The 13,634-nt window shown below is 63.2% G+C and carries 10 protein-coding genes; all 10 read left to right on the top strand.

From position 1 onward, the window contains the following. The first annotated feature begins 42 nt into the window (after positions 1-42). The 10 genes from torT (at position 43) to SJ05684_RS24100 (ending at position 13,598) form a co-directional block, all read left to right on the top strand. Positions 43-1,092 carry a TMAO reductase system periplasmic protein TorT gene (gene torT / locus SJ05684_RS24145; RefSeq protein ID WP_034858409.1) on the top strand — a complete coding sequence of 350 codons (1,050 nt, stop codon included), beginning with the start codon at positions 43-45 and terminating at the stop codon, positions 1,090-1,092. Continuing rightward, positions 1,092-2,666: a sugar ABC transporter ATP-binding protein gene (locus SJ05684_RS24140; RefSeq protein ID WP_050980167.1), complete on the top strand. Its 1,575-nt coding sequence runs from the start codon at positions 1,092-1,094 to the stop codon at positions 2,664-2,666. Before torT ends, SJ05684_RS24140 begins: the two co-directional genes overlap by 1 nt. 4 nt (positions 2,667-2,670) lie before the next feature. Further along, the gene (locus SJ05684_RS24135) at positions 2,671-3,669 is read left to right on the top strand and encodes an ABC transporter permease (protein WP_157212008.1); all 999 of its coding nucleotides are present in this window, start codon (positions 2,671-2,673) and stop codon (positions 3,667-3,669) included. Next, complete coding sequence (locus SJ05684_RS24130) at positions 3,662-4,645, top strand: ABC transporter permease (RefSeq protein ID WP_034858410.1); 984 nt, start codon at positions 3,662-3,664, stop codon at positions 4,643-4,645. Before SJ05684_RS24135 ends, SJ05684_RS24130 begins: the two co-directional genes overlap by 8 nt. 170 nt (positions 4,646-4,815) lie before the next feature. Next, positions 4,816-5,781, top strand: coding sequence for a helix-turn-helix domain-containing protein (locus tag SJ05684_RS24125; RefSeq protein ID WP_034858412.1), 966 nt, complete (start codon positions 4,816-4,818; stop codon positions 5,779-5,781). Between the two features lie 99 nt (positions 5,782-5,880). Continuing rightward, positions 5,881-7,908: a hydantoinase/oxoprolinase family protein gene (locus tag SJ05684_RS24120; RefSeq protein WP_034858413.1), complete on the top strand. Its 2,028-nt coding sequence runs from the start codon at positions 5,881-5,883 to the stop codon at positions 7,906-7,908. 3 nt (positions 7,909-7,911) lie between these two features. Beyond that, positions 7,912-9,873 (top strand): hydantoinase B/oxoprolinase family protein, encoded by a 1,962-nt coding sequence (locus SJ05684_RS24115; protein ID WP_034858414.1) that lies wholly within the window; start codon positions 7,912-7,914, stop codon positions 9,871-9,873. A gap of 65 nt (positions 9,874-9,938) precedes the next feature. Continuing rightward, positions 9,939-10,775 (top strand): FAD binding domain-containing protein, encoded by an 837-nt coding sequence (locus SJ05684_RS24110; RefSeq protein ID WP_034858417.1) that lies wholly within the window; start codon positions 9,939-9,941, stop codon positions 10,773-10,775. Then, entirely contained in the window at positions 10,772-11,257 is a 486-nt protein-coding gene (locus SJ05684_RS24105; protein ID WP_034858418.1) for a (2Fe-2S)-binding protein, read from the top strand. The genes SJ05684_RS24110 and SJ05684_RS24105 overlap by 4 nt, the downstream gene beginning before the upstream one ends. After that, entirely contained in the window at positions 11,250-13,598 is a 2,349-nt protein-coding gene (locus tag SJ05684_RS24100; RefSeq protein WP_034858420.1) for a xanthine dehydrogenase family protein molybdopterin-binding subunit, read from the top strand. Before SJ05684_RS24105 ends, SJ05684_RS24100 begins: the two co-directional genes overlap by 8 nt. The last annotated feature ends 36 nt before the right edge of the window (positions 13,599-13,634 follow it).

The raw sequence follows: 13,634 nt of genomic DNA, 5'->3' as shown, positions 1-13,634 counted from the left end.
CCTGGCCGTTAGAGGCCGCAAACAAACAAAGGGGAACAATTAATGAAATCAAATCGGGGTTTTACCTTCCTTCTCACTGCCCTTCTTGCAAGCTCTGCCCAGATTGCGCAAGCGGGAGATATCTGGCCATTCGACGTGGTCAGCATCAATGGGGATAAGCCGCAAACGGTGGCGTATACCGGCTTGGAAAAGGCGGAAAAGCCATGGAATATTTGCGTGCTGTTTCCGCACATGAAGGACAGTTACTGGATCGGGGTCAACTACGGCATCGTTGACCAGGCCCGCAAACTGGGAGTTCGCGCCACGATCCTCGAGGCCGGCGGCTATACCGAGGCGGCCAAGCAGGTTTCACAATACAACGACTGCCTCGCTAAAGGGGTAGACGCTATCATCATCGGCGCGATCTCCGAAGCCGGTCTCGCCAAGAGCGTGGAGGAAGGAAAGCGGAAGGGCGTGGTACAGGTCGGTGTCATCAATCCGCTGAAAAGCGATTTGGTCGATGCCAAGATTTTCGCCAATTACGACGACGCGGCCGAGGCCGGCGCCAAATTCATCGTCGATATGACAGTTGGCCAGCCCATGAAGATGGTTCATTTCCCGGGGCCCCAGGGTTCCGGCTGGGCCGAAGCCTCGACTGAAGGCGTGAAACGCGCAATCGCCGGCTCCTCGGTGGAGCTCCTCGAGGCGAAATACGGAGATACGGGAAAAAGCGAGCAGCTCCGTCTCGTCGAAGACGTGCTGCAGGCCCATGACGAGGTGAATGTGATCTTCGGCACCGCCGTGACGGCCGAAGTGGCTGGCCAGGCGCTCGAGTCCGCCGGCATCGAGGATGCCGTCGTCGCCTCTTACTACTCCAACGAGGGGATCGTCGATCTGATCGGATCCGGCAAGGTGACTGCCACGGTTACGGAATCGCCCGTCATGGAGGCGCGCATCGCCGTCGATCTCGCCGTTCGTATTCTCGAAGGCAAGGAGCATTACAATCATCTCTCGCCGACGATGACCGTCGTTACATCCGCCAACATTGGTGACTTGGATTTGACACGCACATTCGCCCCGGCCGACTGGTCGCCGGTCTACTCGGTGGAATAATGCCGGTGTTGTCGCTTGAGACCACCTTGCCTTGCGAGCCGGGCTCGCAAGGCAAAACGGCGCGGCCGCTTCTGCAACTCCATGGAATATGCAAGTCCTTTGGCGCATTTCAGGCGCTGAAGGATGTGACCTTCGATCTGCGACCGGGCGAGGTGCACGTTCTGTTCGGAGAGAATGGCGCCGGGAAATCGACGCTGATCCAGATTCTCTGCGGCGTTCAGAAATTCGATTCCGGCCGGTACGAGCTCTTCGGCCAGGACGTTGCGGGCCTGTCGCCCGCCGAGGCGCGCCGGCGCGGTATCAGCGTCGTGTTTCAGGAATTCAGTCTCATTCCCGAAATGACGGTGGAGGAGAATCTCTTCCTCGGGCACGAGTTGACCCGCAACGGTCGGCTGGCCAAGTCCGAGATGCGCAAGCGGGTGCGCGCGGTGCTCGACCGTTTGGGCTTCGACATACCGCCGGCCGCGCGCGTGTCCGGCCTGCGGCGCGCCCATCAGCAGATGGTCGAGATCGCCAAAGCCTTGCTCCTCGAATGCCGCGTCCTCGTATTGGACGAACCCACGGCATCGCTGACCGATCACGAAGCAGGCCGGCTCCTGGCTATGGTCGAGCAGCTTCGCGACGAGGGGTTGGGCATCGTCTATGTCTCGCATCGCATGGCCGAGATCGACCGCCTCGCCGACCGGATCACGGTCCTCAGGGACGGTCGTCACATCGCCACCCTGCCGCGCGAACGCGCCTCGCATGGCGAACTCATCGAACTGATGACAGGACGAACCTTCGAAAAGTTCTACCCCGAGATCATCCGCAACGTCGGTCCCGTGCTCATGCGGATCGAAGACCTGTCGCTGCCGCGCGGCCTGGCGAAGGATGTGAGCTTCGAGATCCGCGGCGGTGAGGTGTTGGGGCTGGCCGGCCTCGCCGGCTGCGGCAAATCCGAAGTCATCCGCGCCGCCTTCGGCCTCGAGCAACCCACGGGCGGCAAGATCGAAGTCTGCGGCCGGACCCTGCACGGCAACGGCCCGCGCGAGGCGATTGCGGCGGGGATCTGTTATCTTCCGGCCGACCGCGGCCGCGAGGGCCTGGCGATGCACCAGCCGATCGGCGCCAACGCGACCATGGCGGCCCTCGATGTGCCAGAGTTCTCGCGCCGGGCGTTCGGCCTGCGCCTGAAGGCAGAGCGCGCCTTCACGCGCGAGATCGTCGACAGGTTGAAGATACGCACCCCCGACCTGAACGCCACGCCCGACCAGCTCTCAGGCGGCAACAAGCAGAAGGTCATGATCGCCCGCGGCATGTCGCGCGGTTTCGACATCTACCTGTTCGACGAACCCACTGTCGGCGTGGATGTCCAGGCGAAGTTGCAAATCTACGATGTGATCAAATCGCTCGCCGAAAGCGGCAAGGCCGTCGTCGTGGCCTCCTCCGAACTGGCGGAGGTGCTCCATCTGTCGCATCGGCTCCTGGTGATGCGCGAGGGTGCTGTCGTCGGGTCGCTGGAGGGCACAGAGGCCACTGAGGATGCGGTCCTGTCTCTGTTCTTCGACAACACAGTGGCCAACGGAAAGGGGTGAACAGATGACAAGCCTTGCTTTGCTTGGAGGACGTACTGCCGTCCGACTGGGGCGGTCTGCCGGCTTGCCCCTGATGCTGATCGCGGCTTGTCTGATGGCAGCGCTGTACGAGCCGCGGTTTCTGAAAGCAGCCAATCTGATGAACGTGCTGCGCAACGCCTCTTTTCTGACCGTGATCTCTGCAGGCCAGATGATGGTGATGATCGTCGGCGGCTTCGACATTTCGGTCGGCGCGGTCGTCGCTCTCACGAGCGTCAGCACAGCAATGGCGCTGGTGTTCCTGGCTGACTGGGGGCTGGCCGGCGTCGGCTTGCTGGTCCTTGGATGTCTGGCCGGCCTGATCCCTGCCTTGCTGCTCGGGCTGTGCAACGGATTGTTTGTCAGCCTTGGGCGAATCTCCCCCTTCATGGTGACGATCGGTACGATGTCGATCGCCACCGGATTGGCTGCCTATGTCACCGGCGGCAGCCCGATCTACAACCTTCCCCCGTTGTTCCTAGAGATCCTCGGCAATGGGCGGCTCCTCGCAATTCCCGGCGTTGCCTTCATCGCGGCCGCAGTCGTGCTCGCGCTCTGGTACCTGCAGAGCCAATCCCGCCACGGGCGATATTTCTACGCGGTCGGCGGCAACGAGAAGGCCGCCCGCCAAACCGGCATCGACACCCGCAAATATATCTGCGCGGCCTATGTCATCGGCGCTCTGCTGGCCGGAGTGACCGGTATACTGCTGACGGCGAGAGTGGGATCGGGCGAGGCCACACTCGGGGGCAATCTGATGCTGCAGAGCATTTCGGTCGCCGTCATAGCCGGCGTCTCGCTCAAGGGCGGTGTCGGCAATGTGCAGAACATCGTTTTCAGTGCGGTGTTTCTTTCAGTCCTCAGCAATGCCATGAGCCTCGCCCGCATCGACAGCAAATATCATGTGATTGTGATCGGCCTGGTCGTGCTGATTGCCGTCTGGGTCGAGGCTCGCGCCGCCACCATGGAGACGTCCGATGTTTAAGTCGTTGCAACTGACATCGATCCGGCCGCGGGACTCGCTCATGCAACTGGCGTTGCCGGCGGTCATCGTTTCGGTGTTCCTGGGGTTCGGGCTCGTGGAACCGGCGATGCTGTCGAGCGGCAATATCGCCAACGTGTTGAAGCAGGGCGCGCTCTTCTTTTTTCTTGCCGCAGCACAGCTCGTCGTGCTGATCACCCGGGGCTTCGACCTGTCGGTCGGCGCATGCGTCTCGCTCGTTTCCGTCGCGGCCTCGATGGTGATGACCGCCGTAACGGCGACGGCCGGGCCCGTTACCGGCGTAGTGGCGGGGGTCGCAACAGGCCTCCTGATCGGTGCCGCAATCGGCGCGATTAACGGGACGCTCGTTGCCTATGGGAGGATCAATCCCTTTGTGGCCACGCTTGCGACTATGAGCATCTTTGGCGGTCTTTCCACCACCATCTCGGGCGGGTTCCCGATCTTCGACCTGCCACGGACTTTCACCTTCGCCTTCAATGAGGCTTGGTGGCTGTTCCTGCCTGCACCAGTAACGATCGCCGTCCTCGTCGGACTGGCGCTTCATGTCGTGCTGTCCTCGACGGCGCCGGGACGTGTGCTCTACTTGCTGGGCGACAGTCCGGCGGCGGCTCATGCCGCCGGCCTCAAGGTCCGGCTGCATCTCTGCCTCGCCTATGTGGCTAGCGGCCTGCTCGCGGCGCTGGCAGGGCTGTTGATGACCGCGCAGATCGGCTCCGGAGAACCCAATCTCGGCACCAACCTCGTGCTTGGCAGCATCGCCGCCGCGGTGGTCGGAGGCGCGTCGCTTCGCGGCGGAAGGGGGACGGTGCTGGCCCCTGCTCTGGGCTCCCTGCTCGTCATCGGTTTGTCCGTGGGCATGAACCTGTTGCAGATCAACGGACAGCTTCAGCCGGTGGTCGTCGGTGCCATCCTGATCCTCGGCGCCGCCTTCGACATGTTGCGCTCGCGCGCACGGTGACGTGGGGGCTGCAGCCGCAGCCCGCCTCAACGGCTGGGTAGATCGCGCGATCGGTGGGCGTGAGACGCAGAAAAATTATACGCTTTTGACCAAGCAAATCCGATCGATCGGTGTAAAGTCATTCCAAAGAAATAAAGCCGGCGAAAGACCGGTCATCAAGAGGGGTGAACATGAAGTACGTCGTCGACAGTGGCGGGATCACCAATTGGGGTGCGGATGCCTGGCAGCAGGCTGTTACCGAAACCTACTTCCCGCTCGATACTGAATATCGCAATCGTGCCGAGTTCTCCGGCAGCCTCGAGACCTGGTCGCTCGGCATCGTGGGCCTGTCCAAGATGCGCTGTGACGGAATCCTCTACCGTCGCCATCGCCGCCATTTCCTGAATGAACGCGACAGCAGCATCCTGATCACGATCCCCGAGCTGAACGAGGTGAATTTTTCCCAAGGATCCCGCACGGCGAGATGCGGCGTTGGCGGCTTCCTAGTGGAGCGTGGCGATGCGCCTTACGAGTTCTGGCACGGCAAGGCGAACTCACTCTGGGTGCTCAAGGTTTCCTCGGCAAGCGTGCGCTCGCGCATCGGGTCGGCCGAACGCATCGGTGCGCTGATCTTCGACGCAACACAGGGCGTGGCGTCGTATTTCATCGATACCGTCAAGACGACAGTCGCCCACATCGACCATATCGGCGAGGCGGCACGCGAGGCTGCGGGAATGCATATCCTCGATATGCTCTGCCTTGCGATCCGCAGCGACGAGCGGGTTCTCGACAGTACGGTCTCTCCTATTCGGGCAGCGCATCTGCAGCGCGCGGAGCAATATATTCGTGACCATTTGAAGGATGCCGCCCTCAGACCGCAATCGGTCGCGGATGCTTGCGGAATCTCCCTGCGCTACCTGCAGCGGCTTTTTTCGGACAGCGATCAGTCGATCAACAGCTTCATCAGGGACAATCGCCTGAACCGCTGCGCTGAAGAACTCGCAGTAACCAGCAGCAAACGCTCGGTCGCGGAAATCGCCTATCGCTGGGGATTCGCCGACCAGTCCCAATTCTGCAAGCATTATCGGGCGCGTTTCGGCGTAACGCCGACCGAGGCGCGACGACAGGCCGTGGCGGCCGCCTCGGCGCAGGACTGAGCCCGCTCGAAACCACTAATCCATCTCTATGAACCCGACGCGCCGGACTTTCCGGCGCGGGGCGGAGCCTTGCCTGCGCCTGACACCATAGGAGCCAACATGAAGAAGATCCGAGTTGCAGTCGATGTCGGCGGCACATTTACCGATATCTGCATCATGGACGAGGATAGCGGTGCCATCCGCATCGAAAAGACATCGTCCACTCCCGATGATCCGATGGTCGCGATCCTGAACGGGGTCGAGCAGGGGAAAATCGACCTCAGCGAAGTGTCGATGTTCTCGCACGGCACGACCGTGGCAACCAATGCATTGATCACGCGCCGCCTGCCGCGGACCGCCATGGTCTGCACCGAAGGGTTCCGGGACGTGGTGGAAATCCGCCGCGCCAACAAGGAGGACCTGTGGGACACCTACAAGGATGTCGCCAAGCCTTACATTCCGCGTCGCGATCGCCTGACGGTGCGGGAGCGCGTCGATGCCGAGGGAACCGTGCTCGAGGCGTTGAACGAGAAGGATGCCCGCCGCGTAGCGGAGGTCTTGAAAAAGCGGCACGTGAAGTCGATCGCCGTCTGCTTCATGAACTCCTATGTGAATGGCGCTAATGAAAGGCGGATGCGCGCAATTCTCAAGGAAGCGATGCCGGACGTGCCGGTGTCCATTTCCTCAGAGGTGATGCCGGAGATATTCGAACATGAGCGCTTTTCGACGACCATGGCCAATGCCGTCTGTGCCCCCGTCGTCGTCGACTACGTCTCCCGCCTGAGCGAGAAGTTGGCCGCAGCCGGATATGAGCGCGATCTTCTCCTGCTGCATACAGGAGGCGGCGTGATGACGCCCGGAAGCGTGAAGGACTTCTCGGCTCGCCTCGCCGGTTCGGGAATCGCCGCCGGGGCAATCGCCAGCCGCTTCATCGGGAACCTCTGCGGCTACCCGAATTCCATCGGCTTCGACATGGGAGGCACTTCGACCGACGTTTCTCTGGTCTTCAACGGCGAGCCGCGCATTACGAAGGACTGGTACATCGAGTACGGTTATCCGATCCGTTTTCCCTCCATCGAGGTTCTGACGATCGGTGCCGGCGGCGGTTCGCTGGCCTGGCGCGACGAGGGCGCTTCGCTCCGCAACGGCCCCCAGTCGGCGGGCGCTTATCCGGGGCCGGCCTGCTACAAGAACGGTAATGTGACCGCGACCAACACCGATGCCAACGTCGTGCTCGGACGGCTGGGGACCAGTCTCGCGGGCGGCAAGATCACCCTCGATCCGGCCTTGGCCGAAACCGCGGTCAGAGAGACGGTTGCAAAGCCTTTCGGCATGGGCCTGCACGAGGCAGCCGAAGCCATCATCGCCGTCGCCAATGCCAACATGGCCAATGCGGTGCGGCTGCTGTCGATCAGCCGCGGCTATGACCCGCGTGATTTCGCGCTGGTTGCCTTTGGCGGGGCAGGGGCGCTGCATGGCGCCGCGGTTGCCAGGGAACTCTCCATTCCGACGGTAATCGTACCCCCCAATCCGGGCGTCACCTCGGCACTCGGCTGCCTCCTCGTCGACGTCCAGCACGATTTCTCCGAAAGCTTCATGGCGAGCGCCGCGGCGACCGATCCCAGAGACATCGAGGAAGCCTTCCTGCGCATGGAGAAAAGTGCCGTCGAGCGCCTGGCGCATGAGGGCGTGCCCGAGGCCGACATGATCCTCCAGCGCAGTGTCGAGATGATGTACCAGGGACAGTGGCGCTCTCTATCGGTTGCGGCCCCGGCGCGGATCGATCGTATTTCCGATCTGATCGAGGCCTTCCACTCCGAGCACGAGCGTGAATACAACTTCCGCCGCGACGAGGCTCCGGTCTCGATCTTCCGGATCGCCGTGAAAGCCATCGGGACAGTGCCGAAGGCGGCCATCCCGGAGTACGAGGCCACCTCGCATCTCCCCGAGCCGACGAGCCGGCGAAAGGTCTGGTTCGATGGCAAGGCCTACGATGCCGACATCTATCAACGCGAAACCCTTGCCGCTGGCGCCGAACTGTCTGGACCGGCAATCGTCGAACAGTTCGACGCCACCACCGTCATTCCCGCCGGGATGAGTGCGGTCGTCGACAAGTTCATGAACATCCTGATCCGCACGAAAGGCTGAGAGATGAACAAGATGATGAAACCGACCCTCGATCCGGTGACCTTCGAGGTGCTGAAAAATTCCTTCATCTCCTCGGTCGACCAGATGGCGGAGCGAATGCTGCGGACTTGCTATTCCTTCGTGATCTACAATCGCGACTTCTCGAACGGCCTGCATGACTCCGACGGGAATTCCGTCGCCCAGGGCAACCAGGATATCGCGGTCCATGTCGGAACGCTGCATTTCACCTGCAAGGACGTGATCCGCGCCTTCGAGGGCAATATGCTGCCGGGCGATGTCTATGCGATCAACGATCCCTATGCCGGAGGAACCCATTTCAGCGATGTCCGCCTGATCCGGCCGATTTTCGACGAGGACCATCTGATCGGCTTCTCACAATCGAACGGACACTGGTCCGATCTTGGCGGCTCGGTGCCCGGTTCGTTTGACGTCGCGGCGCGGGAGATGTTCCGGGAAGGAATGCGGATCACCCCGATAAGGCTGTTCCATGGCGGGCGGTTCTGCGCGGATGTGGCGAACATGATTGCAGCCAACACACGCGATCCTCAATCGATCATCGGCGACATTCATTCGCAGGCCCAGGCCACCCAGGTTGCCGAGGGTGACCTGCTGCGGTTGGTCAAGAAATACGGTCGCAGTCAGGTGATGCAGGGCATGCAGGAAGTGCAGGATTATGTGGAGCGCGCGGTCCGTCAGCGCATTGCCGCCCTGCCGGACGGCAGCTGGGAAACGGTGGATTACATCGATCGCGATCCCGCCGGCGGGGAGGGGATGATACCGATCCGGATCAAGATGACGATGAAGGGCGATAGCATCCATTACGATTTCACTGGAAGCCATCCGACGATTGGGTCGATATACAATTCAGCGCCCGGCGCGACCTTCTCCGCCGTCGTGGCGGGCATGAAGACCTTCTTCCCGGACCTGCCACTGAACAGCGGGTTCTACCGGATGATCGAGATCACCGCGCCAAAGAACAGCGTTGTCAGCGCCGAATGGCCGGTTGCCGTCACGGGCTTCCTGATGCCTTTCGAGAAGATCATGAACTCGATCTTCGAGATGTGGTCGAAGATCATGCCCGAGCGCGCCATCGCCTGCGCGTTCAACCTCGAATATCTTTTGGCTGGCGGCCGCGATGCGCGTAAGGAAGACAAGCCGATCTTTATGTTCTATGAATGGCTTCCGGGTGGCTGGGGCGGGCGCAACGGCAAGGATGGTGCCGATGTGACGACCGCGGCTTTCGGCACAGGTTTGATGTCGCAGCCAAATGAGGGCAACGAGCGGGTGAACCCGACCCGCACCGTCGAATTTCAGATCCTGCAGGATTCGGCCGGTCCCGGTAAGTGGCGTGGCGGCACCGGTGTTCAAAAGACCTCGGTTCTTCTCAACTCGGAAAGCGCGGTGATGTCCTACATCTGCGATCGCGAGCGGGCCGTGGTGTGGGGCGTGGAAGGCGGCCTCCCGTCGATGCCGCACGGCCTGTCGATCAAGCAGGCGGGCAGCGATCAAGAAATCTGGCTCGGCTCGGTGTTCTCCGACTATCCCGTCCAGACGGGCGATCAATTTGCGCGGCCGACCGCCGGCGGCGGCGGATTCGGCGATCCGCTGGAGCGCGACCCCGCCAAAGTCGTGGAGGATGTGATCGACGACTATGTCTCGATCGAGCGCGCCGCTCTTGATTACGGTGTGGTCATCCGGGCGATCGACCCCGATCTCTGCCAGTACGAGGTCGACACCGAAGCCACCGAGGCGCTCCGCGCCGAGATCCGTGCCAAGCGCAAGGACTGGGCGCGGATGGATCCGGAAGAGGTCAGCCGTCTCTACAAGACAGGCAAGATCGACAAGCTGGATGTGCTTCGACGTCACGCGGTGATCCTCGACTGGGAAACCGGTGATGTTCTCGAAAAGACCACGGCGCAGTTCCGCGAAAGCTTCGAGAGACGCACCGTCGCTCATTGGGGCTGAGCGACGGGCCGGGGATGTCACGCCGCTGGCATCCCCGATCACTCCAACATCGAGGAACGACGGCGATGCACGGCATTGTAGAAGAGCGGCTGATCGTGGCCGAAACCATTGAAGAGGCGCGGGATGCGCTGCGACAGGGCCGCGCTGTGCTCGCTGGGGGAAGCTGGGTAATGCGCGCGCCGGTACGCGGGCAGGCTTTGCCCGAAAGGCTGGTGTCCGTGGGCCGTATCGCAGCACTCAGTCGGGTCGAGGTGGAGGAAAACGAATACGTGATCGGCGCCGCCGTCACCCACTTTGCGCTGACCGAGGCCCTGCGGGACGTGCCGCAACTGACGGGTCTCGTGACGGCTGCGGCGACTTCGGCCAATCCTGCCGTCCGGCGGGTGGCGACCTTGGGAGGCAACCTCTGTTGCGTCGATTTCGCCGCGTCGGACTTCGCGCCCGCGCTACTGGCCTGTGGCGCCCTGGTGTACTTGGAGACCGCCCAAGGCCCGGCCACCCTGCCGATGGCGGAGTTCCTTGCGCGCCGCGCCGAGGTTCTGCCACGCGCGCTGTTGACCGGTGTACGGGTTCCGCGTTCGGTGCGGGCAAGTGCCCACCAGCGACTCCCGATGCGCAAGGCCGGGGATTACCCGGTTGCCATCGTCTCCATGGCGATATGTGGCGGCGAGCTTCACATCGCAGTCGGTTCGGTCGAGCCGATCGCTCGGCGCTGGACCGTGCTGGAACAGGCGCTGGATGGGCGGACGCTTAACCCCGAGCGTGCCGCGGAGCTTGCCGCGACCCTCAACGATTTCAAGGGCCGCGACGGGATCGAGGCCGACGGCTGGTACCGGCGCGAGGTCCTCCCCGCGCTCGTGCGCCGCTGCACCGCCGCGCTGCTGTCGGGAGAAAGCAAATGAGCACGACCTTTCAGCTCAACGGTGAAACCTGCCGCTTCGACGGTGATCCGATGACACCGCTCATCGACCTGCTGCGCTGCCAGAGGTTCATGACCGGGACCAAGGCAGTCTGCCGCGAGGGCTTCTGTGGCGCCTGCACCGTCAATGTGGAAGGCGAGCCGGTGCTGGCATGCCTGCGCCCCGTTGGTCTCCTTGAGGGGCTCTCGGTCATGACGATCGAGGGCGCCAGTCGGTACGATGCCGAGGCGCAACTGCTTCAGGCCGCTTTCGAGAGGGTCGACGCGGTCCAATGCGGCATGTGCTTTCCGGGCATGGTCATGAGCCTTTCGAAATTCCTCCGTGAGACCCCCCGCGCCGACCGCAACGCCGTCAAGCACGCCATGGTCGGCAACATCTGCCGCTGCACCGGATATGAACGGATCGTCGACGCAGTGATGGAATGCCTTGCCGAGGCCCATTCTGCTGGAGGCGCCGATGTCTGAGGTCGAGCGGACAATCATGAACCTGCCCCGTCGCGATGCGCCCGACAAGCTGCGCGGCAGGACGAAATATACGAATGACCGGATGGACTCGACGACGCTTCATGCGGCACTGTTGCGTTCGACCGTGCCGGCGGGGCGGATCGCCCGGCTTGATGTCTCGCGCGCGCTGAAATGCCCCGGGGTGCGCGCGGTGGCAACGGCGGGCGATGCGCCGGGTCTTTTCGGCATCGGCGTGGCCGATCATCCGCTATTTGCGTCGGATACGATTCGCTACATCGGCGAACCCATCGCAGCCGTTGCCGCCGAGACCCTGGAGCAGGCCCGAGCCGCCATTGCTGCAATCGAGCTTGAGGTAGAGCCTCTCGCGCCCGTGCTCACGATGGAGGAGGCGCTGGCTCCGGGGGCGCGGCTGGTCCATGAAAACTGGCGCAACTACGAGATATTGTTCGAGGGCGGCAGCCGTCGCGGCAACATTGCCTGGGAGGCAAAGGCGATGCGCGGCGACGTGGATGCCGCCTTCGCCCGGTCCGATGTGCGGATCGTCGAAAGCACCTTCCGTGTCGGCCGCCAGAACCATGTGCCTTTCGAGCCGCGCGTGGCAATCTGCAGCTGGGAAGACGACCGCGCGCATATCCAGACCTCCACCCAGGTGCCCTGGACGGTGCGCAATGTCACCGGCAGGGTCATGGGATTGACGCCCGGCCGGGTGCGCGTGACGGTGCCGGCGGTCGGCGGGGGGTTCGGGCTGAAGTTCGATGCGACGATCGAGCCGATCACGGCGGTGCTCGCCCGAAAGACGGGCCGGGCCGTCATGCTCGAGAACAGCCGCTTCGAGGAGATGACGACCTGTCTCTGCCGCGAGAATGCGGATATCCGCATCCGCTCCGCCGTCGCAGCCGATGGCGAGATCGTCGGGCGCGAGGCGACCGTGCTGATGGACTGCGGCGCATATGGCGGCGAGCAGATATTCCTCACCACCATGACGGCGCACACACTTGGGGGCAACTACCGCTTGGGCGCCGTGCGGCTGACGAGCCGCGCCATCTACACCAACACGCCGCCGAATGGCGCCTTCCGCGCGTGTAATGGCGTCTATAACACGTTCGCGCTGGAGCGGCACACCGACGAAATCTGCGCCGAGTTGGGCTTCAACCCAATCGAGTTCCGCCGTCGGAACGTTTTGGGCGATGGCGATCTTGGCGCCACGGGACAGCCCTTCGAGGGCGAGGTGCTGAGGCCGATGCTGGATCGGATGGAGGGCTTGCGCGAAAAGGTGGGTTCCGCGCGTGAGCGGGCGGCGGGGCGGCTTTACGGCCGCGCCACCACCGTCGGGACGTGGTTCATCTTCGTCGGGCCTTCGTCCGCCACCGTGAACCTTAACGCCGATGGCAGCGCCACCCTGGTCACCTCGGGCGTCGAGATCGGCTCGGGCACGATGACCCAATCCCTGCCGCAGATCGTGGCGGGCCAATTGGGGCTCGATCCGCGCGACGTGATCGTGAAACAGGCGGATACCGATGCAGCGGGGCTCGATGTCGGGGTCGGCGGCGGGCGAACCACGGTCTCCATTGGTGCTGCCAGCATCGAGGCCTGCGTTCCGATCCGGGAGAAGCTGCTCAAGACGGCGTCCGAGATGCTGCAGACACCGCCCGAACGGCTGACGCTGCGCAATGGCCGGGTCGAGATCGCCGCGGTTCCCGGCTCTGGGGCCACCGTCGCGGAGGTGGTGCAGCGGGCGCAGTCGATCAGCGGACCGGTGACGGGAACCGGCTCGTTCACGGCGAAGAACGTTCCCGCCATGGCGGGCTGTGCCATGGGCCATTTCATCGAAGCGATCGATATCCCCGTTTTCGCCGTCCATGATGCCGAGGTCGCCGTCGACCCGGAGACCGGCCATGTGGAAGTGCTTTCCTACAGCGTCGTCCAAGATGTGGGCCGCGCGCTCAATCCCCTGGCCATCCATGGGCAGGTGCAGGGCGGCGTCGTGCAGGGGCTCGGCTACGCGCTGCACGAAGAGGTCACCCTTGGCGGCGAGGGCGAAATCCGGCAATCCGGTTTCGAGACCTATCGCCTGCCGCTGGCGCTCGATGCGGTGCCCGTTGCAATCGACCTCTACGAGGGCGCGCCGTCAATGGGGCCGCTCGGGACCAAAGGCGCGGGCGAGGTGCCGATCCTGAACACGGCCGCGACCGTCGCCTGCGCCGTGGCAAATGCCACTGGGCGCCTGGTTCGCGAGATTCCGCTGACACCTCCACGGGTCCTGCGCATTCTCCGCGACCGGGAGCCCGCGCTTCCGCACCCGCATATTTCGGCCGATTGGCTGCAGAACACGCTGGATTGAGATTTTGCTGTACAGGGCGAGCCGCCGTAACCGCGG

Source organism: Sinorhizobium sojae CCBAU 05684 (genome assembly GCF_002288525.1).
In the GTDB taxonomy this organism is placed as follows: Bacteria; Pseudomonadota; Alphaproteobacteria; order Rhizobiales; family Rhizobiaceae; genus Sinorhizobium; species Sinorhizobium sojae.
Note: the sequence above shows the minus strand (reverse complement) of the source record. Positions and strands in the feature narration are given on the sequence as shown.